Source organism: Williamsia sp. D3, assembly GCF_000506245.1.
GTDB lineage: Bacteria > Actinomycetota > Actinomycetes > Mycobacteriales > Mycobacteriaceae > Williamsia > Williamsia muralis.
The window spans coordinates 59,437-83,406 of sequence record NZ_AYTE01000014.1 but is presented as its reverse complement, the minus strand read 5'-3'; the positions used below and the strand labels follow the sequence as shown (position 1 = coordinate 83,406).

The 23,970-nt window shown below is 63.5% G+C and carries 24 protein-coding genes and 1 pseudogene; 10 read left to right on the top strand and 15 right to left on the bottom strand.

Translation table 11 applies throughout. The features are described from left to right. Positions 1-4 precede the first annotated feature (4 nt). On the top strand, positions 5-670 hold the full coding sequence (locus W823_RS39335) for a TetR/AcrR family transcriptional regulator (protein ID WP_023956759.1): 666 nt from the start codon (positions 5-7) through the stop codon (positions 668-670). Then, a complete protein-coding gene (locus W823_RS39330; protein WP_031331880.1) occupies positions 621-1,838 on the top strand; it encodes an oxygenase MpaB family protein in 1,218 nt (405 codons plus the stop codon). The genes W823_RS39335 and W823_RS39330 overlap by 50 nt, the downstream gene beginning before the upstream one ends. A 31-nt stretch (positions 1,839-1,869) precedes the next feature. Here the strand turns inward: W823_RS39330 and W823_RS39325 are convergent, their stop codons facing one another. Next, positions 1,870-2,280: a RidA family protein gene (locus W823_RS39325; protein WP_023956755.1), complete on the bottom strand. Its 411-nt coding sequence runs from the start codon at positions 2,278-2,280 to the stop codon at positions 1,870-1,872. Between the two features lie 80 nt (positions 2,281-2,360). Between W823_RS39325 and W823_RS39320 the strand changes: the two genes are divergently transcribed. Beyond that, entirely contained in the window at positions 2,361-2,732 is a 372-nt protein-coding gene (locus W823_RS39320; RefSeq protein WP_023956753.1) for a helix-turn-helix domain-containing protein, read from the top strand. A 36-nt stretch (positions 2,733-2,768) separates the two neighbouring features. Here W823_RS39320 and W823_RS39315 read toward each other — a convergent pair whose 3' ends face one another. After that, positions 2,769-3,197: an MmcQ/YjbR family DNA-binding protein gene (locus W823_RS39315; protein WP_023956751.1), complete on the bottom strand. Its 429-nt coding sequence runs from the start codon at positions 3,195-3,197 to the stop codon at positions 2,769-2,771. Positions 3,198-3,351: 154 nt separating this feature from the next. On the opposite strand from W823_RS39315, the gene W823_RS39310 reads away from it, so the two are divergent. From W823_RS39310 to W823_RS0128625, 4 genes are all read left to right on the top strand, one after another. Continuing rightward, the gene (locus W823_RS39310) at positions 3,352-3,894 is read left to right on the top strand and encodes a hypothetical protein (protein ID WP_023956749.1); all 543 of its coding nucleotides are present in this window, start codon (positions 3,352-3,354) and stop codon (positions 3,892-3,894) included. Positions 3,895-4,022: 128 nt separating this feature from the next. After that, the gene (locus W823_RS39305; protein WP_051406456.1) at positions 4,023-5,240 is read left to right on the top strand and encodes an Ig-like domain-containing protein; all 1,218 of its coding nucleotides are present in this window, start codon (positions 4,023-4,025) and stop codon (positions 5,238-5,240) included. 55 nt (positions 5,241-5,295) lie between these two features. After that, positions 5,296-5,643 (top strand): ArsR/SmtB family transcription factor, encoded by a 348-nt coding sequence (locus W823_RS0128630; protein ID WP_369792597.1) that lies wholly within the window; start codon positions 5,296-5,298, stop codon positions 5,641-5,643. Then, positions 5,643-6,344 carry a cation diffusion facilitator family transporter gene (locus W823_RS0128625; RefSeq protein ID WP_031331875.1) on the top strand — a complete coding sequence of 234 codons (702 nt, stop codon included), beginning with the start codon at positions 5,643-5,645 and terminating at the stop codon, positions 6,342-6,344. The genes W823_RS0128630 and W823_RS0128625 overlap by 1 nt, the downstream gene beginning before the upstream one ends. A gap of 40 nt (positions 6,345-6,384) precedes the next feature. On the opposite strand, the gene W823_RS39300 is transcribed toward W823_RS0128625, so the two are convergent. The 3 genes from W823_RS39300 to W823_RS39290 are packed head-to-tail and all read right to left on the bottom strand — an operon-like array spanning position 6,385 to position 9,561. Further along, positions 6,385-7,707, bottom strand: a complete 1,323-nt coding sequence (locus W823_RS39300) for a GAF domain-containing protein (protein ID WP_023956745.1) — start codon at positions 7,705-7,707, stop codon at positions 6,385-6,387. 34 nt (positions 7,708-7,741) lie between these two features. Next, complete coding sequence (locus W823_RS39295; RefSeq protein ID WP_023956743.1) at positions 7,742-8,509, bottom strand: acetoin reductase; 768 nt, start codon at positions 8,507-8,509, stop codon at positions 7,742-7,744. Then, positions 8,506-9,561 (bottom strand): 2,3-butanediol dehydrogenase, encoded by a 1,056-nt coding sequence (locus tag W823_RS39290; RefSeq protein WP_023956741.1) that lies wholly within the window; start codon positions 9,559-9,561, stop codon positions 8,506-8,508. The genes W823_RS39295 and W823_RS39290 overlap by 4 nt, the downstream gene beginning before the upstream one ends. Before the next feature lie 202 nt (positions 9,562-9,763). Here W823_RS39290 and W823_RS39285 point away from each other — a divergent pair, with 202 nt between their 5' ends. Next, positions 9,764-10,990 (top strand): hypothetical protein, encoded by a 1,227-nt coding sequence (locus tag W823_RS39285; protein WP_023956739.1) that lies wholly within the window; start codon positions 9,764-9,766, stop codon positions 10,988-10,990. Here the strand turns inward: W823_RS39285 and W823_RS39280 are convergent. The 6 genes from W823_RS39280 to W823_RS39255 form a co-directional block, all read right to left on the bottom strand. Beyond that, positions 10,930-11,604, bottom strand: coding sequence for a TetR/AcrR family transcriptional regulator (locus tag W823_RS39280; RefSeq protein ID WP_023956737.1), 675 nt, complete (start codon positions 11,602-11,604; stop codon positions 10,930-10,932). The genes W823_RS39285 and W823_RS39280 overlap by 61 nt on opposite strands. 81 nt (positions 11,605-11,685) lie before the next feature. After that, entirely contained in the window at positions 11,686-12,855 is a 1,170-nt protein-coding gene (locus W823_RS39275; protein WP_023956735.1) for a cytochrome P450, read from the bottom strand. After that, positions 12,852-14,417, bottom strand: coding sequence for a bifunctional 3-(3-hydroxy-phenyl)propionate/3-hydroxycinnamic acid hydroxylase (locus W823_RS39270; RefSeq protein ID WP_023956733.1), 1,566 nt, complete (start codon positions 14,415-14,417; stop codon positions 12,852-12,854). Before W823_RS39270 ends, W823_RS39275 begins: the two co-directional genes overlap by 4 nt. After that, positions 14,414-15,358 (bottom strand): fumarylacetoacetate hydrolase family protein, encoded by a 945-nt coding sequence (locus W823_RS39265; protein WP_023956731.1) that lies wholly within the window; start codon positions 15,356-15,358, stop codon positions 14,414-14,416. The genes W823_RS39270 and W823_RS39265 overlap by 4 nt, the downstream gene beginning before the upstream one ends. Further along, positions 15,355-16,479: a VOC family protein gene (locus W823_RS39260; RefSeq protein ID WP_023956729.1), complete on the bottom strand. Its 1,125-nt coding sequence runs from the start codon at positions 16,477-16,479 to the stop codon at positions 15,355-15,357. Before W823_RS39260 ends, W823_RS39265 begins: the two co-directional genes overlap by 4 nt. Before the next feature lie 150 nt (positions 16,480-16,629). Next, positions 16,630-17,664 (bottom strand): MaoC family dehydratase, encoded by a 1,035-nt coding sequence (locus W823_RS39255; protein ID WP_023956727.1) that lies wholly within the window; start codon positions 17,662-17,664, stop codon positions 16,630-16,632. 154 nt (positions 17,665-17,818) lie between these two features. Here W823_RS39255 and W823_RS39250 point away from each other — a divergent pair, with 154 nt between their 5' ends. Both W823_RS39250 and W823_RS39245 read left to right on the top strand, forming a co-directional pair. After that, positions 17,819-18,973: an acyl-CoA dehydrogenase family protein gene (locus W823_RS39250; RefSeq protein WP_023956725.1), complete on the top strand. Its 1,155-nt coding sequence runs from the start codon at positions 17,819-17,821 to the stop codon at positions 18,971-18,973. Between the two features lie 28 nt (positions 18,974-19,001). Next, positions 19,002-19,742 carry a GntR family transcriptional regulator gene (locus W823_RS39245; protein ID WP_023956723.1) on the top strand — a complete coding sequence of 247 codons (741 nt, stop codon included), beginning with the start codon at positions 19,002-19,004 and terminating at the stop codon, positions 19,740-19,742. 10 nt (positions 19,743-19,752) lie between these two features. Here W823_RS39245 and W823_RS0128620 read toward each other — a convergent pair whose 3' ends face one another. The 4 genes and pseudogenes from W823_RS0128620 to W823_RS39235 form a co-directional block, all read right to left on the bottom strand. Further along, the gene (locus tag W823_RS0128620) at positions 19,753-20,850 is read right to left on the bottom strand and encodes an acyl-CoA dehydrogenase family protein (protein ID WP_031331872.1); all 1,098 of its coding nucleotides are present in this window, start codon (positions 20,848-20,850) and stop codon (positions 19,753-19,755) included. Further along, positions 20,847-21,822: pseudogene (locus W823_RS57185) on the bottom strand (acyl-CoA dehydrogenase family protein). The gene W823_RS0128620 and the pseudogene W823_RS57185 overlap by 4 nt, the downstream one beginning before the upstream one ends. Further along, a complete protein-coding gene (locus tag W823_RS39240) occupies positions 21,823-22,998 on the bottom strand; it encodes an acyl-CoA dehydrogenase family protein (protein ID WP_023956720.1) in 1,176 nt (391 codons plus the stop codon). Further along, entirely contained in the window at positions 22,998-23,948 is a 951-nt protein-coding gene (locus tag W823_RS39235; protein ID WP_081729687.1) for an enoyl-CoA hydratase, read from the bottom strand. The genes W823_RS39240 and W823_RS39235 overlap by 1 nt, the downstream gene beginning before the upstream one ends. Positions 23,949-23,970: the final 22 nt, after the last annotated feature.

The window sequence follows — 23,970 nt, the reverse complement described above, 5'->3', positions numbered from 1 at the left end:
TTACATGACGGTAGAGCCCGACGAAGTCGACGAGAAGATCATGGACGCCACGCTCGACCGGATCCTCCAGGTAGGGATTCGTCGGGCGAGTCTGGAAGACATTGCCCGCCGAATCGGGATGAACAGGGCCACGATTCACCGCCGGTTCGTGGGCAAAGACAATCTGATCGAGGCGGTGCTCGAGCGCGAGACGCGCCGAATGTTGGCCGAGGTCACGGCAATCGCGACGACTGCGCCAGGGGTCGACGCCCAGATCGAAGAGACAGTGCTTCACGTGCTGCTGCAGACCCGCATCCACACGTTGGTGACACAGCTCCTTCGTGTCGCGCCCGAAGAAGCCCTCACCTTTTACACCGTGCAGGGCGAGCGGCTCGTCGGTATCGGCATCGACTACATCGTCGGGCTCCTCGACCACGCCCAACAGGCTGGGGTCATTGCCCGCTACGACCCGAGGCCGATCGCCGAACTGGTTGCCCGACTCTCACATTCACTGATGCTCACTCCCGGAAGCGGGGGGAGCGTCGACTTCACCGACCACGAGCAAGCCCGTCGGTTCGTTCGCACAACTCTCGTGCCCCTCATCAAGTACGGCATCGCCGCATCACCGGAGGACAATTCCGATGACACCATCAGCAGCAGTACCCACCCGGCATCCCCGCAAGCCCCGTAAAGGCCCGGGACTCGGCCCGTTCGCCCGCTTGCTGAGGATAGGGAGCCCCACTCCCCAAAGGTGGGGCGCGTTGGGCGAATCGTTGCTGATCGGTGATGACCCGATGGACCGTCTCGTCGACTGGATGTACGCCGACGGCATGGCGGACACGCGGCCACTCTTCGACCAGGCCCTGCGTACCGGGATCGACACCATGCCGGATGCGCCGCCGCCCCTTCGGCTCTTTTTCGAGATGGTCGAAGACACGCCTGACTGGGTTGACGACGGTCTCCTGCGGCACGGAGAGAGGGTTTATCGCTCAGGTGGTACTGATTCGCTGTACTTCTCGCGAGACGTGTCGTTCTTAGGGGGCTACCTCGCGTCCGGATTCAACAAGACGCTCATTCGTACCGGTGCGCTCGAAACCGGCCCTGCCCGACGTTTCGCAGAGACACTCCAGTGGGCCATGGACATTTCGGGCGACCACGGCATGGCCAAGTTCGGGCAGGGCTATCAATCCACTGTGCACGTGCGCCTCATCCACTCCGTCGTGCGCAGGCACGTGGGTGCGATGCCCGATTGGTGCACCGATGAGTGGGGTATCCCTATCAACCAAACCGACATGGCCGCAACTCTTTTGGGCGCATTGCTGGCGCCGATCGCAGGTGGCATGGCCTTCGGTCTCATTCCCTCGCGCAGCGATATGGAAGCTGCGGCCCACCTGACCCGGTACGTCGGGTGGTTGATCGGGGTAGAGGAGCACTGGCTGCCACGCAGCTTCCACGATGGGGTGGCGCTGTTGCATCACTGCCTCGCCGCGATCACCAATCCCGATGACACCAGCCGACAGATGGCGCTACCGATGATGAACGATCCGTTGTCCTGGAACTACCCGAACCTGCCGGGCGTGCGCGGCCGCATTGCCCGCGCCCAGCACCTGTCGGTGACCAGCGCGTTTCTGGGACCGGCGGCGATGAAACGCCTTGGGCTGCCTGCCTGGGTCCCTCCGTGGTACCCGGCCGTGAGAATACCGATCAATCTTGCACGCACTGCATGGTTCAGGCTGATTCCGGGCGGCACCGAGCGCGCCGCGAGGCATGGGAGGCAGGAGCAGGAAGCGTTCTTACGCCGACTGATCGGTGACACCAATGCCGTTGTCGGGCAGTCTGCTGCCCACGCCAACGGCTAGTACCCACACCATCGGCAATCGGTGCCGCCCGTCAGTCGAGGATGGCGGTGGCCTCGACTTCGACAAGGACGCCGGGTTCGAAGAGGTAGTCGACCCCGATCAGTGAGGCGGGCGGCATCGGTTGCGGCAATCCGATCTCGGCAGAGACGCGCTCGACTCCAGCCATGAACCCGGTGATCTTTTCTGGCGTCCAGTGCGTGACATAGAACGTCAGCCGTAGCACGTCCGAGAAGGTGGCACCGGCACCAGCCAATCCTGTCGCTGTGTTGCGCAGAGCCTGCTCGACCTGTCCGGCCAGGTCGTCGGGAGCTACCGGCGTTCCGTCGGCGAGGCGGGCGATCTGACCACTGACGTGCACGTGCCGTGACCCGGTGCCCACTGCGACGTGGTGGTAAGGCGTCGGTTGGGTCATGCCTGCGGGGGTGGAGTAATCGACGGCCATGTTTCCCTCCTGGTGCTTGTCGGGGTGGGTATAAATTTGATACCTGGTACATCAAGGACACTTCAAGGAGACCAGGTTTCATGACGGATACCTCGGCGGCCGAACTCACGGTCAACGCACCACACCGCGAACTGCTGGACCAGGTGCTCGACAAGTGGTCGTTGGCGGTCCTCAACGAGCTCTGTGAGCGCCCACGTCGTTTCAACGAATTGCGGCGATTGATTCCGGTTGTCACCCAGAAGTCCCTCACCGCATCGCTTCGCAAGCTCGAGAGGAACGGGATCGTGGAACGGGTGCTGCTCAGCTCGCGACCGGTCGCGGTCGAGTACCGGATCACCCCGCTGGGAAAGACGCTCCGCCCGCCCATCGATGTCATCCTCCAGTGGGCCACCGCGCACATGCCCGACATCGAAAGGGCCCGTGCCGAGTTCGATGCGGCTGATGATGACTGAAGATGAATTGTCGGCCCGGCATACGTTGCGCGACAACTACTGCCCGCCGCCCCTGAGTCTCTGCGGTGCGCGCAGTAGGTAGCTCTCGGTCAGCAGTTCGGCGACTTCGTCCCAATCCGTCTCATGCCCGAGCATCAGCCCGATTTCGTCACGGCGCCATGATGTGGCAAAGAAGGGGGCGCCGGCGTGACGTAAGGCCTCGAGTTCGTCGCCGCCCGATCGGAACATGAGGACTGACGTGGGTCCGTCCGTGTCCGCAGCAGTGGCGTAAGCCGGAGGATGGCCGTCGACGATGTCGAGGACGTGAGCGAAAGTCTTGGTGCCGACGCACCATCGGAGGCCCACCCACGCCTGCTCTTCGCGAACCTCGGGGTGGACCAGGCAAAGCTCACGGACCCGCCCTGCGATGTCGTCGAACGATGGCGTCCGTGTCGGCGAATCGTCCGGGGTCTCGGAGCTGTTCACGACCGCTACCGTAACTCTGCATCTGCGCGCTCGACCTCCCTTCGAGTGCTCGTGCCACGCGACAGTCTTGTTCGCCGTTGTGCGTCGGCATCAACCGTGGTGCGGAAGTGGTCTCGCCCGATTCGCCGTGCGCCCAGTGGGTACCCGTGGGGGCATGTTGAAGAACTCTGTGATCGAGGGATTGGTCGCCGGCACCGTCGGAGGCGCCGTGATGACGCTCGGGGAGAAGTTGGAACAAAAACTGACGGGACGTCCGAGTTCCTATGTTCCGGCGCAGGTGCTCGAACGGTTGACCGGGTTGGGCGAGAAGCCCGGCCAGCAACCGGTGTGGGCGAACTGGGCGATGCATTACGGCCAGGCCGCGGCGCTGGGCGTTCTCCGGTCGGTGATGTCGGAGGTCGGTCTGCGTGGCCCGGTGGCGTCGGCGAAGTTCACCGTCGTCCGCCTGACCAACGACCAGATCTTGGAGAACGCGACGGGTGTCGGCGCCCCTCCGGAGACGTGGCCTCGGTCAGAGATCGCGATCGACGTCCTCCACAAAGCCGTTTACGCCTTCACGACGGGAGTCATCACAGACGCCCTCGCAGCTCGGCGTGGGCCAGGCCCCGGCCAGCAGCATGCGGCTGTGCTCCCCGGTCGCCACCCAGATGTCGGCCCGATCTCGCGCGAGCGGGCCAAACGTCGACTCCTCGGCTGATCGCCGGCCCCGGGCCCGATCGGACGGATGACGGTTTTCTTAAAGAATCCGTAAACTGTCAGCAGTCTGTAGGTAGTCGTCGTGGAGGAGTGTGTCGAGTGGTCGAAAGCCATCGGGATCAAGGTGGTCTGATCAGTCGGCGCGGGCTGCTCATCGCCGGGGGAGGTGCGCTGGCGGCTGTGGTGGCCGCGTGCTCGACGGACGGCGGATCTTCCCCACAGAAAAAGTCCGCATCGGCGCCTCCTCCAGAGGCGGTGGTGACCTTCGAACCGGCCGCGGGTGCGGCGAACTTCGACCCGCTGGGTCCGGTGTTGGTCTCGGTGACCCAAGGAACTCTGGTCGATGTGGTGATGACGAACAACGAGGGCCGCGTCGTCCCGGGAGTGATGACACCCGATCGGGCCGCGTGGAAACCCGAGACGCCGCTGGGGTACACCAAAACGTATGCACTGCAGGTGACTACGCGTGACGACGAGGGCCGCACCCGTACTCATTCGAGCTCGTTCAGCACCCTGGCGCCGAACAATCTGACCATGCCGTCCTTTGTCACCACCGGTGGTAATGCGCTGGTCGACGGCGCCACGTTCGGAATCGGCATCGTGACGGTGGTGCATTTCGACGAACCGGTGCCCGACCGGGCAGCCGCTCAACGGTGCTTGTCGATCCAGACCGAGCCCGCCGTGGAAGGCCAGTGGAGCTGGCTCGATGATCAGAACGTGCATTGGCGCCCTCGTGAGTATTACGCGCCGGGTACGCGGGTCACAGCACGCGCTGACGTGTACGGCATCGACCTCGGAAACGGGCTCTACGGCCAGGACAACGCCGCCTGCTCATTCACGATCGGCGACTCCCACGTGTCCATCGCCGACGACACCACCAAGCAAGTCAGCGTGTACGTCAACGGGCAACTCGCACGCACGATGCCCACCTCGATGGGCCGCGGCGGCACCGAAACCGTCAACGGCAAAACCATCCATTTCTGGACCCAATCAGGCGTCTATACCGTTCTCAGCAAGGCCAACCCGGTGATCATGGACTCCTCGACCTATGGCCTTCCGGTCAACTCCCGGCTCGGCTACCGCGAGACCATCTACTACGCCACCCGCATCAGCAATGACGGGATCTACCTGCACCAACTCGAGGACACCATCGCCCAACAAGGCAACACGAACATGTCGTCGGGCTGTCTGAACCTGAACCCGGACAACGCCAGGTGGTTCTACGACCTGTCGGTGACGGGAGATGTTGTCGAGGTGCGCAACACCGGCGGCCCGCCGTTGGAGCAATGGCAGAACGGTGACTGGAGCATTCCCTGGGAGCAGTGGGTGGCCGGCAGCGCGCTGTAGGGCATACGAATCGGCGAGAGCGGATCGATCAAGGCTTCGCTGAATTCAGAATCCTATGTACTATCAGTGGGTGACCACCGCTGCGATGCATCGAGATGCGCTGTCCCGATTCGGCTATGCACTCTCGGACGTGACCCGTACCGAGGTGTTGATGATCTTGCGGGATGGTCCGGCCTACCCATCAGACCTTGCCGACCGAATCGGCGTCTCTCGCCAAACCCTGTCCAACCATCTGGCGTGCCTGCGGGGGTGCGGTCTGGTGGTTGCTGTGCCGGAAGGTCGGCGAAGCCGCTATGAATTGGCCGACGCCAGAATCGGTGTGGCGCTGAATGATCTGCTCGGTGTGGTGCTGGCGGTGGACCCCGACTGCTGCGGCGCTGCTCCAACACAGAACTGCTGCTGATGGCTCAGGACCTGGGTGTGCCGGGGCGGGCCGCTGCTGAAGGTGTATCCGTGACGCGTAAGCAGTTGCTGGCCAGAAGAATTCAGTGGTTCGTGGCGATCACCATCGGCTACAACGTGGTCGAGTCGATCGTTGCGATCAGCGAGGGCGCACGAGTGTCGTCGGTCGCCCTGATCGGTTTCGGTCTCGACTCGATCATCGAAGTGTCGTCCGCGGCGGCGGTGGCCTGGCAGTTCGCCGGCAAGAAACCAGAGGACCGCGAGAAGACTGCCCTACGCATCATCGCCTTCTCGTTTTTTGCTCTCGCGTTGTACGTGACCATTGACGCACTGCGCGCTTTGGCGGGCGGGGGAGAGGCCCGCCACTCGGTCGTCGGTATCGTTCTGACGGCCACCAGTGTGCTCGTCATGCCCATCTTGTCCTGGGCGCAACGTCGGGCGGGACGAGAACTCGGCTCGTTGACCGCTGTTGCCGACTCCAAACAGACGTTGCTGTGCACCTACCTCTCGGCGATAGTGCTACTGGGATTGGTGCTCAACAGCGCCGTCGGCTGGTCCTGGGCAGACCCGATCGCCGCCCTGCTCATTGCCGTTATTGCAGTGCGCGAGGGCGTCAACGCTTGGAAGGGCGACACATGTTGTCCCTCAAAGGTAGTCGACAGGGGTGGCGCATCGGGCCACGACTGCGACTGCTGTACCTGACTAACACGGTGGACGGTGCCCGGTCTTCATCGAGCGCCACTCACGGTCGAGTATTGGCCCATCCTGGGCGCCGTGCCCGCACGATCGCGGGAGCGGTGGAGTATGGCAGGAGGTTCTCGAGGTCGGCGGGAAGCAAGAGTTCGACTCCGGCTCTCTCGTCGAATCGGTAAGGCTGCGCCAGCACGATTCCCGCGAAGTGCTTTCTGAGACGCGACATCTCGGCCCGGGCGGTGATGTCGCGTCCTCCGGTCCCGAACAGATCGACAGCCAGTTGGGCTGCGCTGCGGCCCTCTCGATGCACCGCGAGCAGATAGAGGATCTCGGTGTGGCGGGGTGTGGGCTCGTGCGTCCACTCGCCGACTTCGCTGCGTATGTGGACTCGAGGGTGTTGGGACTCACGCAGATTGATGCTGATGGTCGTGACCATCCCGGTGCCGGAGGCGGATTCGCCGGGTCTTGAACCGCACGGACGGACAAGCCAGCCGCCGGGTAGAGGCTCGAAGTCGCACACCCCGAGTTCGGGCAACCAGCGCCGGCCGATGGCGAGGTCGTCCGGCAACAGGACGCGGTCTCGCAACGCAACCGACTCGACCGCCGCAATCCACCCGTCGGAGTCCACGGCGAGAGCAGGGGATTGCAACCGGGCGAGCATCGGCGCGGCGATCGACCGCAACCGGTCCAGATGCTGCCGATGAACTTCTCGCAACCGTGACTCGGCCAGTCGAGCGACGGTATCGACCAAAGCCAAGGTGGTCGGGTGGACCGTTCTGGCCGGGCCGCTGACGTCCACCGCGCCGACGACATGGCCGGTCCTGGGGTCCTTGATGGGAGCTCCGGCGCATGTCCACGGATGGTGGCTGCGGACATAGTGCTCCGCCGAGAAGATCTGTACCGCCCGACGCGACACCAGCGCGGTTCCGATGGCGTTGGTCCCCACAGCATCTTCTGCCCAACTCGCTCCTTCGGAGAAGCCCAGTGCGTTCGCGCGATCCAATACCGACGCAGAGCCGCTGCGCCACAACACCCGTCCATGGTGGTCGGCGACCACGAGGATGTTCTCCCCGTCCCGCACAACTGATTGCAACCCTTGCGCCAGGTCGCCGAGGATCTCGGACAACCCTGATTCGCGTCGCCTGAACTCCAGTTCCGCAATGTCCATGTGCGCAACGCCCGGACGGGGTTGTTCAGGATCGATTCCGAGGCCGCGCAGACGGCGCCACGAAGCGCCGACCACTTCGCGCGGACGTGCGGGAGATTTCCCTCCGGCCATGGTCGCGTCATACACAGCAGACAGAATCTGTGCGTAACGGACGGGATCCTCGCCCGCGGACAAGGCCGGTTCAGGGTCTGGTGAACGAGTCATCTCTGTTGTGCTCCAACACCATCGAGGAGGTGGGCTATCGGAAGACCAGCCCACCATCGATCAATGCAGCCTGGCCTGTCATGTAGTCCGAGTCCGGGCCGGACAGATACGACACGAATGCGGCGACATCTTCCGGGGTCTGGGCGCGCCCGAGCGCAGTACCATCCACGAACTTGTTGTACGTCGCGCCTTCCGCGGCGCCGGTGAGTTCGGCGAATCGCTTGTCGATGATCACCCACATGTCGGTCCCGACGACGCCTGGGCAGTAGGCGTTGACGGTTATGCCATGTGCCGCATACTCCTTGGCCGCCGCCTGAGTCAGGGCGCGTACCGCGAACTTGGTGGCACTGTAGACGCCGAGCATCGCGAATCCGTCGTGCCCGGCGATGGACGAGGCGTTGATGATCTTGCCTCTGTTGCCGATGGACCTGAACTTCGCTGCTGCAGCCTGTATTCCCCACAACACGCCATCGACGTTGACTGCCCAGATCCTCTGAACGTCGGCCGGACGAACATCGTCGATCGGCGCTACCTGCGCGATACCGGCGTTGTTGATCATGACGTCGAATCCGCCAAGAGAGTCGTGGGTATGGTCGACGGCTGCGAACACCGCGTCTCGATCACTGACGTCGGCGACGAAAGTGGTTGATTTGCAGCCTATCTCGCGGATCTCCGCGGCGACGGACTCGACCGATTCCATGTTGACATCGACGAGAGCGATGTCATGACCGTCTTTCGCGAGGCGAAGCGCAACACCACGTCCGATTCCCTGCCCGCCTCCGGTGATGAGAGCGACGCTCATGACTGTCCTTTCGAGGGGTCGACCAGTACCTTCATCTTCGTCCCGGCGTGTAACGCCTCGAAGCCGTCATCGATCACCGACTCGAGTGAGATCTTGTCGACCCATCCAGTCGTGTCGTACTTGCCCTGCGACATCAATTCGATGACCGACTCATAGTCGGCGGAGGTGTAGCACAACGACCCCTGAATCCGGGATTCGTTCATCACAATCCGCTGCAACGGTGTGGTGAGGGGCTTTTCGTAAATGGCCACGCTGACCAGCGGCTTGCGTGCGCCGATACACGCCAGAGCGGATTCGACGGCGGGCTGGACGCCGGCTGCGTCGTAGATCGCGTCGGCACCGCGGCCTCCCGTCGCATCTGCGATGAAGCCCGGCACGTCGACCGCTGTCGGGTCCAGTGTTGTCGCGCCGAGTGCTTCGATGGAGGCCCGACGCGTAGCAGACGGTTCGACGACGTAGATCTCGCTCAGGCCCTTTCCGCGGAGCGCGAACCACAGCCCGATACCGATCGGACCAGCACCAAAAACCATTGCGGTGTAACCAGGTTCGGGATCTCCGAGTGTTGCGGCGTGGAACGCGACCGACATCGGTTCGACGAGCGCACCGAGTTCGAGTGAGACGTTGTCAGGTAGATGGTGAATCATGTTCGTTGGAACGACAGTGAACTCGGCCATGCCGCCGTCGGACATCAAGCCGTGAAAACCTATCTGCTGGCAGATGTTGTAGTTGCCGGACTGGCAGGGCCCGCACTGCCCACAGCGATACAGGGGCTCGATCGCGACGCGGTCTCCGACCTTGGTTCCGGTCACCCCTTTGCCGATTTCGACGACCGTGCCGGAGAACTCGTGTCCGAGCACGAGCGGCATCTGCTGGTGAGTGAGTGCGTGCGGTTCGGTGGGAATGAAGATCGGCCCTGCGTAGTACTCGTGGAGGTCGGTACCGCAGATCCCGTTGAACCCCACCTTGACCTTCACCTCCCCCTCGCCAGGTGACGGCTCGGGTACGTCGGCGACTTCCACCTTGTTGGGGCCGTAGTACACAGCTGCGCGCATCGGGTTACTCCTCACGGGTCACATCGGCTCTGTCCGATGCATCTATGTCTATGTGACCTGGCGCACAACCAACAGGGTTGCAGGACGTTGCAGCGGGCCTGGATCCGAGCCTCACCTTGCAACCATTCGCAACCCTCCCGCCGACCTGTGATCCAGCTCATAGTTGCGACGCCAACCGCACACACCTCGAGGAGACGACACAATGACCGCAACCGCAGGCGTCGAACCGGACGCCCCACCGACCGCCGAACCCGAGTCGCCACGACGTCGCTGGCTGGCCTTCGGGTTGGCGAATCTGATTGTCGTCGTCGCTGTTTCGCTGGTCACCTGGTATGTGCTGGCTGACCCGACAACAAGTCCGTGGAGCTTCTACCCGCTGCCGTTCAATGCTGCTCTCTTCTGGGCGATCCTGTTCATCGTCTTCGTCGGATTCAATTGCGGTTTCGCTGGATTCGACAAATTCTCCCAACCGCTGCGCGGGGTGGCGATCCTGGGATCGACGTCCGTCTTTGCCGTCGCGGTGACCTGGCTCCTGGGAAGCGGGCTCGGCTCGATCTCTCCCGATTTCGCCGGTAGCCGCGAAGGTGGGCTCGGCTACTTCACCGGCGCGCTGTTCGTACTGTTCGGTTTCGCGACCTGGGTGATGGTTGTACTCAATTGGCAGCACTGGCCGTGGACCGCACTGAAGATGACGCAGCCACTCATCGGCTTGTGCGAGATAGCGTTCATCGCTGTCCCGACGCTTGCGCTTTATGTTGTATTCGGGTTGCCGTCAGTGTCGTTGTCCGCGACCGATCCGTTGATGACGGTCGACACCGTACTCGGCTGGTTCTACTCGATCGTGGTGGCTGTGATCCTGACCGGGCAGACGCTCGACAACTGGCCGTGGAAGCTGTTCGGGGGCGGTGGTAGGACCGCTGCTGCCGCAACGGTGGGCAACCTCTGCCTCGGCACCGCAATCTATTTCCTGATGATCCCACTTGCCGAGGTTCTGCTCGGTTCGCAGGCATCCGATGAGTTGGGGAGCGTCTTGCATCAGTTCCCGGCTCAGATCGGCGTGTGTTGGGCATTCTGGATGATTTTCTGGGCGAATGGATTCGGCAACAAGTTCGGTCCAGCGGTGCGCGCCATACTCACCTTCGTGCTGGCAGTCGGCACGTTCCTTCTCTACTACTCGGTGCTCGCAGAGCACGTTCTGCACGAGCCCGAAGTCGCGACGGGTGCGAACGGTAACGCCCTGGGATTCATCGACTGGCTCGTACTGTGGACGCTGATCTACGTCGTCGGCTTCGAATCTCTGGGTTTGAGGCGATGGAGTCCTCGTCCGACTGACGTAGGCGAGGGAACAACCGCAGAGCTCCTGAACGATCAGGCGGGATCTGACGGTGGGATGGCTCGTTCGATGACCGAACGAAGCGCAGAGTCGTAGGACGGGGGCAGGGGCTGGTGGCAGAGTTCATGGGCCTCGGACAGCGGCACCCCGAGCGCTCTCAGAACGTCTGTCGCCATTCGGTCGACAGCGGCTTCACTGTCACGATCAGGGTCGTCCAGCAAAAGACGCCCTAGTGCGAGTAGGGATCCCGCCACGAGCGCCAACGCGAGCTCAACGTCTTCGACGTCGAACCGGCCCTGCTGCGATGCGGCCAGGATGTCTCGGCGCGACCGCGGAGCGAGGCCGAGATCCGAGGTGATCGGCGACATCGCCGAGTTCAGGAGTACTCGGCTCAGGTCTGGCTCGAGGCGGAACAGCCGTCCGGCCAGTCGGAATGATTGAGTGAACATCTCGACCGGGTCGTCGAGCCCCTCGGTCAAGGTGTCGAGGTACGCCCCGACCGATTCGAGTGCGCTGTCGATTGCGGCGCTGAACAGGTCTTCCTTGCTCTCGAAGTGGTTGTAGAACGAGCCCATTCCGACGTCGGCGGCTTGCGTGATCTCCAGGACGGGCGCATTGACTCTGCCGTCGGCGATGAAACCCTGCGCAGCGGTGACAAGCGCCGCCCGGGTGCGCGCCTTGCGGCGCTCGAGTCGATTACCCTGCGTCACTCGGGCTCCTGCGCTTTCGACGGTCAATCGTGGCCATCGGAAGTATACCGACGCGGCCCCGCAGGTGTGACGGCCTGCGACTCAGCTGAACCTGGCGCGGAATGAGGCGAAACCTTGCAGACAGTTGTTCGAGAGCGGAACCGGATCCGACACTTCGATGGTCTCGACCCGCGTGATCAATTCGCCCAGCAGGGTCTGCATCTCGAGCTTGGACAGCTGCATACCGACACACGTGTGCATCCCGTGTCCCCAGCCGAGATTGCTGCCTCGTCGGTGCAGTGAGAACGTCTGGGGATCGTCGAAGTGGCGCTCGTCCATGTTCGCCGCGGCGTAGAGCAGCACAACGCGCTCACCTGCCCGGATCCTGACACCGTCGATGTCCGTGTCGTGACTCACCCTTCGAGTGAAGCCGCGAACAGGTGACGCCACACGTACCGCCTCGACCACAGCGGTAGGGATCAATTCGGGGTCGGCTCTGAGTTGAGCGTAGACCTGCGGATCGCGGCCCAGGCTCCAGAGCAGTTGGCCCGTCGCGAGGATGGTGGTGTCGAGACTCGGTGCCACGAAGTCGATCACCATGGTTCGCGCCTCGGACCTGCTGATCTCTCCGCGGTCGGCAGCATCGAAGACACTGGCCGCCCATCCATCGGGCGTGACCTGTGAACGGCGCAGCCGCATCGTGTAGAGCAGCAACCCCAAAGCCGTCGGAGTCGCGTCGATAGCCCGTCGGTTCAGCGGACCGAGAATGTCGAATGTCCCGGCACCCCAAGTGAGTAACTGCTGCGGTCCGACCTCGACACCGACGAGATCTGCAATTGCTGCGATCGGAAGCCGGGAGGCGAAGTCCGCAACTCCGTCGAATGAGTCCCGTTCCAGTAGCCGGTCCACGGTCGCGCGTGCTTCGTCGCGGAGGATGGGTAACGACGGCCGGATTGCGCGTGATATCAACGACTGCATCAGTATTCGACGACGGGCCGAATGTCGTTCATCATCGCTGGACAATACGGTCTTGCGTCCGAGTAGATTCGCGACCGGGTTCGCCGCGACCCCGGAGCCGCTACGAAAGGTGGCATCGTCCCGAAGTGCGCTCCGAACGTCCACGAAGCGACCCATCGCCCACACCTTGTGTTTCGGTAGCCACACCACCGAGCCCGCGTCGCGGATCTGCCTGTAAACGGGCTGCGGATCGATCAGTGCTGTCTGTCCGTACAAGTCGACATCGACGACCGGGGCGTTTCGGCGGACCTTCATGCCGATACCTGCGTGAGCGAGGTGCGAGGTGTACGTCGGTGAGTGGAAAGCAATTGGCCAACATCCGATTCGGTGTGAGCTGAGGCCATCACGACACGGTCAGGACGAACTAGTACCGCATACGTGTGGTGAGTACGCATCACCGCAGACGGGGACGGGTTCGTCGACGGGACGCACGTCAGGGCATCGACGTCTATGTGCGTCAATCCCATCGACATGAGCCGTGCTGCCGTGTGGTCCCGCAGTGGGCCCCGAGTGATCATTGCGTAGCCCCGGCCGAGCAGGTCGTCGAGCCGGCGGGCGCCGTCGGGGGTGCGGACCCACGGTTGCGGGAACAGGGTTCCGTTGAGGCGCGACCGCATACCGCGGCGCTCGACCAGTGGTCCGTGGTTCAGTGACGGGCTGTTCTCGGGTAGTGCGTCGCCGATGCGAGGGATGTGGCATGCCGCCGTGACCAGTGCCCGGCGGACAGAGGCAAGGTGGTCTTGCCCTCCGGTGAGAGCCCATCCGACAGCCAGGGCCATCAGGATGATTCGGGTGGCGTGCGGTTTTCGTTCGGATTCGTAGGTGTCGAGCAGCGACTCAGGTGCAGAACCGTCGAGAACGTCGGCCAGCTTCCAGGTCAGGTTGTGTGCGTCGCGCAGTCCAGAGCCGAGTCCCTGTCCGACGAACGGTGGTGTCTGGTGGGCGGCGTCGCCGGCAAGGAAGACTCGGCCGTTGCGCCAGGTGTGAGCCACCCGCGCGCGGAAGGTGTAGAAAGCCTGGCGCATGATCTCGGATTCGGCGAGTTCAGCCTTGGTCATCCACGGCGACAACAGCTTCTGCAAGGTCTGCTCGGATCGGAGTGCATCGAGGTCCTCGCCGTCGTGGACACGGAACTCCCAGCGGTATCGGTTGCCGGTGACGGGCATGAACGTCGCAGCGCGGTCGGGGTCGCAGATCTGGTGGACACCGCTCCACACGTCCAGCGGCGCCGGAGTGAGTACGTCGATCACCAGCCACTGTTCGTCGAAGTTGAAGTCGCGCATGGTGATACCGAGCTTCTGGCGCACGGGGCTGTTGGCGCCATCGCACCCGATCACTGCGGCCGCGTCTATGAGTTCGTTGCTGCCACTGTCATTGTGGTAGCGCACCTGCGGCCGTGCGCCGCCGGTCACATCGGTGACCTGGCAACCACGCCGCAGGTCGATCAGGTCAACGGCCGCTGCCTCCTCCAAGAGGATACGTTCGAGGTCGGGCTGGTCGAACATGCTGTCTGGAGGGAACCCGTTCCGGCCGTCATCGGTGTTGCGGGTAAACTCGGTCATCACCCGCCCGCGCCCGTTGATCAGCCGCATGCCCGGCATCGCCCGGGTGTGCGGCGCGAACTTCTCATCGACGCCGACGGCCTGCAGTATCCGGAACACCTCGTCGTCGAGGTGCACAGCCCGCGGCAGCGGATACGGTTCGCGGTGACGCTCCAGGATCACCGTGGCAACACCGCGTTTGGCAAGGAGCAGAGCGCACGCGACCCCGACGGGGCCCGCGCCCACGATCACAACAGGGCGGTGCTGGGCGGTCATGCGTAGGTCACGTGGCAGCGTTGACGGCCCAGATCGATGGCACCGTCGTCGGTCGCGATACGAACCTCGACGAGGTCACCGTCTTTGAGGTATTTCGGGTTTGATGCCTGGCGCTTGAAGAACGTCTTCCATTTCACATGCGGCGGAATGAGTGCACCGATGAGCTCGATCGGTTTGGGTGGCGCGGCCAGTGCGGTGCCACCGGGAGTGCCGGTGAGCAGGAGATCTCCGGCGTCGAGCCGTTGAAAACCGGTGAGCACGGCGAGCGCGCTCACCGGATCGATGATCATGTCGCCGCCAACACGACCGTTCTGCCGGCGTTCGCCGTTAACCCAGAGTTGCAGGCGAAGCTGGTCGAACCGGCGCCATTCCTCGTGCGTCAGCAGCACCAGTCGAGGGCCGACCGGGGTGAAGGTGGGGTACGACTTGGATTCGTAGAACTGGGTTTTCGGTAACTGTATGTCTCGTGCGCTGACGTCGTTGGTGATCACGACTCCCGCGAAGTACTCGTTGAGGGTGTCGGTGGTGACGGAAGTGCCGACGTCGATGGAGGCTCCGGCGACGAGACCGATCTCCACCTCGTAGTCGAGTAGTGCGACGTGCGCCGGCTTGATGATGTCGTCGAACGGGCCGGTGATCGAACCCGACGATTTGCGGAAGAAGGTGGCCGCCACCCTGTCGGGGTTGATGCCCGAATCGGTTGCGTGGCTGCGGTAATTGACCATCTGTGCGACCACCCGGCACGGGGCGGTCACCGGGGAGAGCAGAGTCAAATCTGCCACGGGGGTTGCGCCGGATTCGCCGTCCGCGGTTGCCGCGTCTATGGCGGCGCGGTCGACCAGTAACTCGCCGGTGGTCTTCGCGGACGTACGAATGGGGTAGGCGGTCTGGTCACGCTGGACCCACCAGCCGGTGTCTGTACGCAGGACGGTTGTGGTCATGAACGTGCCACTTTCAGTAGGCCGAGGAGGCGGTGGATATCGAACTCGTTGTCGTTGCGAAGGCCGGCGAGCATGCCCTTGACCAGATCGGGATCAGGGCTGGCGCCGAGGAAATCGCGGGTCACGGGCGGGCCCCATTGCGACAAGCCGCTTGCGGTCATCGGTGCCCATCCCGCCTGGATGGTGCTGTCGAACATGTCTCCGTCGGCGAAGTGTTCGACCATGAACCGGTCCGGGTCCCGCCAGTAGTCAAAGAGTTGACTGCCCTGGATGTGGCGGCCGATTCCCCACGCGTGGTGATAGCCGCGATCTGCGAGGTAGGCACCGCCGGCGGCGACGGCATCAAGATCGGCCACCTGATACGCCGAGTGCACATATCGAGACATCGGTCCCAAAGTCATTGCCAGAGAGTGATGGTCGGCAGGCTCACCACCACGATCACAGCGCATGAACGCCATGGTCGGGCCGCGGTCACGCTGGCCGGGGAAGAAGAGGAAGTCGCTGACGATCAATCCCAGCATCTCTTGGTACCACGCAAGATTCTCGCGAAAACGGGGCGTCTCGATCACGACATGCCCCAGGCGCTGCACTCGCGCGGGCTCGCGCGGCGGACGCTGAATCGCGTTGACCCGCTCGACCTTCCCGCTGAAATTGAACGTCAGAGAATCTTGGTCTGGCAGTGACGGTAGATCGGTCATACCGGCCACCACGCGAATCGGCATCCCGGACGGGTCGGTGAGGTCGATGGCCGCGCCACCGAGATCGCCGAGAGGGTAGACGCGCCGCCCGGTTTCGCGAGACAGTCGCAGCAGGTCATCGCGATCGGACGCACGAAACGCCGGTCCGATGAACTTCGATCGATGTGATCGCCGGATCAGGACGCAGGGCGCTCCGGACCATGTGCCGCGCAGGGACAGCTGATCAGCGGTCCGGGAGACGGTGGTGAAACCGAAGTCGTGAGCAAACCGTTCCGCCTGCGCGATGTTCGGTTTCTCGAACTCGAGCCAGGCGAGGTCGACAACCTTGACAACGGGCGCCGCCGCTCGGTCCCCGGGATCGCCAGGGCGAGCGCCGTCGCCACTGTGCAGATCGGCATGCGGGGTGTGTGCCGGCACCGTCATAAGTGACCTCCTCAAGTAATTGAGTAAATCGTCACTTATGAGTAAACCGGCAGTCAAGGGGTATGACGTGTTGGAATTTCGTCAGGACTGACGGATCTTCGCCAGCTCATCAATCCGTCGAGCCAGCGGTGAGCGATCGCGCGAAGTGGGTCAGGTTGTCAACACGGTGAACCGCCAGTCGAGCACCGGCACACCCGTGTTGGGGCGCTCGGACACACCACCCGTGTCATCGGGCACCACGTAGGCAATCGACCTCAGCCGCACCACTGCGGCGCCGCCGATCGATTCGCATGACTCCACCTGCAACTGACTGGTGATGGTGTCGCCTTCGTGCACGGGTCCGAGATGATCGCAGGACTGCCAGCCGAGTACGGTCACCATATTCGGTAGCGCGCGGGTCGCCTGGGCCAACGCGATCCCGATCGTATGGCCGCCGTAGACGAGCCGCCGGCCGCCGTTCACGCGGGAATCATGATGTGTCGCAGCAATGTTCAATGTCAACCGGGCGAGTTCTGGTGCGCTCGACACCACGTCAGCGCTACTGGAGAACGTGATGCCGGTACGTGCGGCGGTCCATTCTGGACTCGATGGCGGGAGAGCGGACAGGTTCCACCACCCAGGGATAGACAAGCTCGCCTCGCTGTCCGGGCCGATCAGCCCGAGGTCGTCCGCCGGCACTGGACGGTCGTTTCCCGGCTCATCGGACACCGGGATCATCGCGCACCGGTGGAAGTCGAGCACCTTGCGGCCATCTTGATCCGTGGTCACGATCCGCAGGGCCGCCAACCCGGTGGGCCGTCGTCCGGGCTTCGCCGAATTGGCACGTAGCCCAACCACTTCAGTGCGAGTGCTGAGGGTGTCGCCGACATGCGGGAAGGAATGGAAACGCAGTCCTCGGTAGAAGAGGTTCGCCTTCACGTGATGGGTGGCGAGTGTCGATTGTCCGATGGCAACATCACAGACGAGCCCGGGATGTGCCAGAGGGGTTGACCGTCCGGTGACCTTCTCGGACAGGTGGGCGTCAAGCGCAAGTCTCAAACGATCGCCGAGGATGGCCCGATGTAGCGCCGCGGCGCCGCTGGTGAGTGTCATCGAGGGGGCGGTGTCGAATACCTGGCCCACTGCGAGTTCATCGAAGTAGGGGCCGCCGACGGCGATGGTGCCGGCGGGCTCGAGCTCCGTCATCGTCTCGGTCTCCTGTGCCAGCGCGCGCGTCTATGTACGGCCAAAGTCACCGCTGATGCTGGCAGCAAAGCTCGCCCGGTGTCAAGCATTCGATTGACAAGGCGAAGGTGGCAGCGAAATATGGCCGTACAAAGTTTCGGCCGACGGAGGGCAGATGAAACACGACCTGAACGACGAAGAGGCTTTCCTGGTGAAGACGGTTCGCGACTTCGTCGATCGTGAGGTCAAGCCATCGGTTCGCGAGGTCGAGCACGCCAACGAGTACCCCGAGGCGTGGATCGAGCAGATGAAGCAGATCGGCATCTATGGGCTAGCCGTCGCCGAGGAGCATGGCGGCTCGCCGGTGTCCATGCCGTGCTACGCCCAGGTGACCGAGGAGTTGGCGCGCGGTTGGATGAGCCTGGCGGGGGCAATGGGTGGGCACACCGTGGTGGCCAAGTTGCTGTCCACGTTCGGAACAGAAGAGCAGAAGCGGCGGTACCTCCCGGTGATGGCAACCGGCGAGCTCCGCGCAACGATGGCCCTGACCGAACCGGGTGGGGGATCGGATCTCCAAGCAATGGCGACGGTCGCAAAGGTCGATGGCGACGACCTCGTGATCAACGGGTCGAAGACATGGATCAGCAACGCGCGACGTTCCGGACTCATCGCCTTGCTGTGCAAAACCGATCCGGCCGCGACCCCGCGTCACCGGGGGATGTCGATCGTTCTGGTGGAACACGGACCGGGGCTTGTTGTTTCGCGGGACCTACCCAAGCTCGGTTACAAGGGCGTGGAGTCATGCGAACTGTCATTCGACAACTATCGGGCCTCGGCGTCGGCCGTCCTCGGAGGCACACCCGGTGCGGGTTTCGCCCAGATGATGAAGGGCCTGGAAACCGGGCGAATCCAGGTTGCCTCGCGCGCACTGGGTGTCGGCGCCGCGGCGCTCGAAGATGCGCTGGCATACGCGCAACAGCGGGAGAGTTTCGGCCAACCCATCTGGAAACACCAGTCGATCGGTAACTACCTGGCAGACATGGCAACCAAACTGACCGCCGCCCGTCAGCTCACCCGGTACGCCGCTGAGAAGTTCGACTCCGGTGAGCGATGCGATATGGAAGCCGGTATGGCAAAGCTGTTCGCGTCGGAGACGGCCATGGAGATCGCATTGAACGCGGTGCGGATCCATGGCGGTTACGGCTACTCCACCGAGTATGACGTCGAGCGTTACTTCCGTGACGCACCGCTGATGATCGTCGGAGAGGGCACCAACGAGATCCAACGCAACGTCATTGCCGCTCAGTTGGTATCGCGGGGCGGGTTATGAGGGTGCGCCCGTACCATCGCGGGGCTTCATGACCGGAAAGAGGCGCGACGCCGAACCCGCGTATCAGGCGTTGGCAAGACAGTTGCGCCAGGACATAGCCGCAGGCAATTACGACAACGGCGTTCGTCTGCCCACCGAATTGGAACTGTCTGAACGCTATGAGGTCAGTAGGCAGACGGTACGGCGAGCGTTCGTCGACCTGGTGGCCGCAGGCATCGTCTACCGCGTCCCGGGCAGAGGGACCTTCGTGAACGAAGCCGGTGGGCGCTATCTACGCCACCAAGGTTCGATCGAGGACCTGCTGAACCTATCGACCGACACCACGATGGAAGTCATGAGTGCTCTACAGCGCCGAATCGACGTCGAAGCGGCCAGCCGGCTACGACTGGACAGCGACGTGGTCTATTCGGTGGTGTTCCGACGCTTCCACGAAGGCGTGCCTTTTGTGCTGACGACGGTGCACCTGCCCGAGGACACGGCCAGACTCATCCTCGATGCACCCGAGATGGCCACAGGCGCGGTCAGTACGTACACGGTGATCGGTCTGCTCGAGCCGTATCTATCGTCGCCGATCTCTGAGGCCGCGCAGTCGATCACAGTGGACACCGCCGATTCGTTCGATGTTGCGCACCTCGGATGTCGCCCCGGCCATCCCGTTCTCCGCATCGACCGTCTTTACAGCGACGATGCCGGTGCCACCCGCGAACTCTCTGTAAGCCACTATCTCCCAGAGCATTACACCTATCGCGTCACACTGCAGCGCGTCTGAGGTGCAAAACTCAAAGGCCGGCCGCTTGTGCCAGTCGTCCCAGCGAATGGTGCGGCTGACCGATCAGCTGAGCGGTCCCATGTGCGCGCTTGAAGTACAGATGCGCGTCGTGCTCCCACGTGATGCCGATTCCGCCATGGAGCTGAATGGTCTCGGAGGCAATGTGGTTGAACGCGTCCGAGCAGTACACCCGGGCAGCGTCGGCGAGCGCGAGCGCTTCGTCGGTTCCGTTGACGAGTGCGTCGACGGCTGCGTAGGAGATGGAATGCGCGGTCTCGGTGAGCGCGTACATGTCGGCCATCCGGTGCTTGAGTGCCTGGAACGAGCCGATGACCCGACCGAACTGTTTGCGCGACTTCGTGTATTCGACGGTCAGGTCGAGCGCTGCGCGAGCTGCCCCCACCTGTTCGGCGCTGATCGCGACGAATGCGGTCGCGCGGAGGTTGTCCACCAGATTCTCGGCCGTCGGGATGGCGATGGCATCGACATCCTCGAAGGTGACGGTTGTCAGCGGCCTCGTGGGGTCCATGGTGGGACGGGCTACTCGAGTGATGCCGTCGGCGTTCGCATCCACCTGATGCAGCGTGACGTGCTCACCCGAGCGGGCCAGGACCAGCAACACGTCGGCATACTCGCCGTCGAGCACGTAGTGGCTCGTACCGGAGAGAATCCCGCTGCTCGCCTCCACTCCGGGTTCGTTCCAGCCGGATTCGCCTGCCCAGCACAGTGCGGCCACCTTCTCGCCCGATGCCAGGTCAGGAAGGGTACGTGCGCAGGCCTCGTCGTCTCTGCTGAGGAGCAGGGCCTGCGTGGCGAGAACCGCAGAACCGAGCATCGGAACAGGGGAGAGGTGTTTGCCCAGTTCTTCGAGAACCACATGGGTTTCGGTGAGCGTGGCGCCCACACCGTCGAACTGCTCCGGGATCGCCAGTGCGGCGACGCCGATCTGTTCGCACAGGGTGGACCACAGAGCCTGGTCGTGCCTGTTCTCCGACGACATCGCCGCTCGCACGCTTGCGGAGTCGCCACTGCGGCGTAGCAGCGCGGCAACCGAATCACGTAACGCGGACTGCTCTTCGGTGTCGATTCCGGGGGAGTAGATGCTCATGCGCTGATCGACTCCAGAACTCGGGACCGGTGAACGGCCGGCGTACCCCACGCCGACAGCAGGGCTCGTGTCTTCGTCAGGTACAGGGACAGGTCGTGCTCTTGGGTGTAGCCGATTGCGCCGAGCACCTGCAGGCCGACTCGGGATGCGAGGTAGGCGGCCTCTCCCGCGGCGACTTTCGCAGCTGACACATCGCGCGAGGCGAATTGTGGTTCGGGTACTTGTCCTTCCAGGGTGAGTGCTGCTCCGTGCACGAGTGGCCGTGCCATCTCGACGGCGATCGCCACATCGGCGAGATGGTGTTTCACAGCCTGGAATGAACCGATTTCCCTGCCGAACTGCTTCCGCGTTTTTCGCGTACTCGCTGGTGAGGGTGAGCATGGTCTGCGCGAGGCCGATGAGCTGCGCCGCCGTCGCCAGGGCACCGAAGTCGAATGCGCGGGAGGCATCGACATCGGCCAGCCGTTCGCTGGCCTGCACGACCGAGAGCGTGCGGGCCAGATCCACCGACGGGCGCGGGTCTGTACCCACCCCGGTGCTCAAGGTCGAGCCGTCGACGAGATAGGTCTGTTCGGCGACTTCCACATCGACGGCGAAAGGAACCTCGGGAGGCAGTGCCAGCGTGGCCAGTGCACCTTCTGCCAATGCGGCCAACGGTTCGGTCACGGCGGCATCGGCAAGCAGAACCGGCACTGCAGCAACAGTTTCGACAACGGGCCCGGGCACTCCGTAACGGCCGAGTGTCTCGACCGCGACGACCATCTCGACGGCGCCGGCGCCCATGCCGCCATTGTCGTCGGAGATCAGCAGTGCGTTGACGCCAGTCTCGGCCAGCTTCGACCACACCTTGCGCCCTGGTTCGAGGTCACCGGTGTTCCACGCGCGAATCACCGCGGGCAGATCACTTTTGGCGAGCATGGCGTCGATCGACGACGCGAGATCGCGGTGCTCGTCTTCCAGCAGAAATCTCATCTAGCGGTCCCCTCGCGGAAGTCCGAGCAGTCGTTCGGCGATCACGTTTCGCTGAATCTCGTTGGTACCGGCATAAATCGGCCCCGACAGTGAGAACAGGTACCCGTCGGTCCAGTCGCCGGACCGGTGCCGGAGCGCAACTTCGGATTCCGGTCCCAACAGATCCAACGCTGTCTCGTGGGTTGCGATGTCCCACTGTGACCAGAACACCTTGTTTATCGATGATTCCATGCCCAGCTGTCCGCCCTCGGCCAGTCTGCTGACGGTGGCAAACGTGGACAGCTCATACGCGCGGGCACCGATCCACGCATCGGCCACGCGGTCACCGAGCCCGGCGCGCAGCTCGGGTGCGGTGTCGCGCCACAGGTTCAGCAGCCGGTCGGTGGTGGCAAGGAAACGGCCGGGGGAGCGGAGGGAGAGTCCACGTTCGTTGGCCGCGGTGCTCATGGCCACCTTCCAGCCGTTGTTCACCTCGCCGATCACTCCGGACTCGCCGGGCTGATCGGGATCGTCGGGAACAAAGACGTTCTCCAGGAACAGCTCTGCGAATCCTGGCTCGCCGTCGAGCTGATTGATGGGCCGGACGGTGACACCCTCTGCGCGCAGATCGAACATGAAGTAGGTGATCCCGCGGTGCCGAACCGAGTCGGGGTCGGAACGGAACAGGCCGAAACCCCAGTCCGCGAAGCTCGATCGTGAGCTCCAGGTCTTCTGACCGTTGAGCAGCCAGCCGCCTTCGGTACGAGTTGCGGTGGATCGCAGCGACGCGAGGTCGCTGCCGGCCTCGGGTTCGCTCCATGCCTGACCCCAGATGTCGTCGGCCCGTGCCATCCGCGGCATGATCCGTGTCAGCTGATCAGGGTGAGCATGTTCGAAAAGCGTTGGTGCCAACAGGAAGATGCCGTTCTGGCTGACCCGGCCCGGAGCCCCGCTGCGGTAATACTCTTCTTCGAAGATCAGCCAGTGCAGCAGCGGTGCGTCGCGACCACCGAACTCTTCGGGCCAGCTGACCACCGACATGCGGGCATCGGCCATGGTGGCCTCCCACTGTCGGTGCTGTTCGAAGCCTTCGGCGCTGTCCATGGAGCGCAGCGGCTTTTCCGGGACGTTCTCGGACAGCCAGCCCCGGACCTCGTCGCGAAAGGTGTTCGCCGCGTCGTCGAAGAGCAGATCCATCAGGACTCCTGCTTGGTAGCGCTGGACTTCATCGACTTGGCGTCCATGCCGCCCAAGGGGTCACCCTCGGGCGCTTCGGCATTGGCGCTGTGTGCGAAGTGGTGCCAGCCGAAGACCGAGTCCATCGCGTTTCGCATGCCCATCTGGTCTTCACAGATGTTGACGGCCTTCTTGCACAGCGCGAGTCCCAGCTGGGGCATCTCGGCGATGTTCCCGGCGATCTCGTCGACCTTCGCGGCCAGTTCGTCGCGGGGGACAACGTGGTTGACCATGCCCCAGTCGAGAGCTTCCTTGGCTCCGAACCGCTGGCCGGTGAAGAGGATCTCCTTGGCGCGGCGTGGGCCGAGCACAAATGCGTGGGCGAAGTACTCGACCCCGGGGATGCCCATCCGGGCGACCGGGTCGGAGAAGAACGCGTCGTCCGAGGCGACGATGAAGTCGCAGATCCAGGCCAGCATCATCCCGCCGGCGATGCAGGCACCATGCACCTGTGCGATCACGGGTTTGGGGATCTCCCGCCAGCGGCGACACATCCCCATGTACACCTCGACTTCGCGGGCCAGGCGCTGGTCACCGCCGGTGCGGTCGGTGTGGTCCCAATACAGGGTGGCGGTGTTCGGGTATTCGACGTGGAAGTCGCGTTCAGGCGTGCCGATGTCGTGACCGGCGGAAAAGTGTTTGCCCGCTGCACGCAGGACGATGACCTTGACGTCGGCATCGTTGACGGCGCGCACGAACGCCGCGTCTAGGGAGTACGTCATGACCGAGTTCTGCGCGTTGCGATAGTCGGGACGGTTCAACGTCACGTACGCGACAGCGCCCACGGTCTCGTACGCCACCGGGGAGGTGTCGACGCCAAGCTCGGAAGCGGTGAGAGGGCTCGGGATAGTCACCTCGACACCATACCTAGCAAGTGCTTGGTTGGTAAATGGCGCTGTGAGATCGGGCATGGTCGCCCGCGTCGTCGCTCTG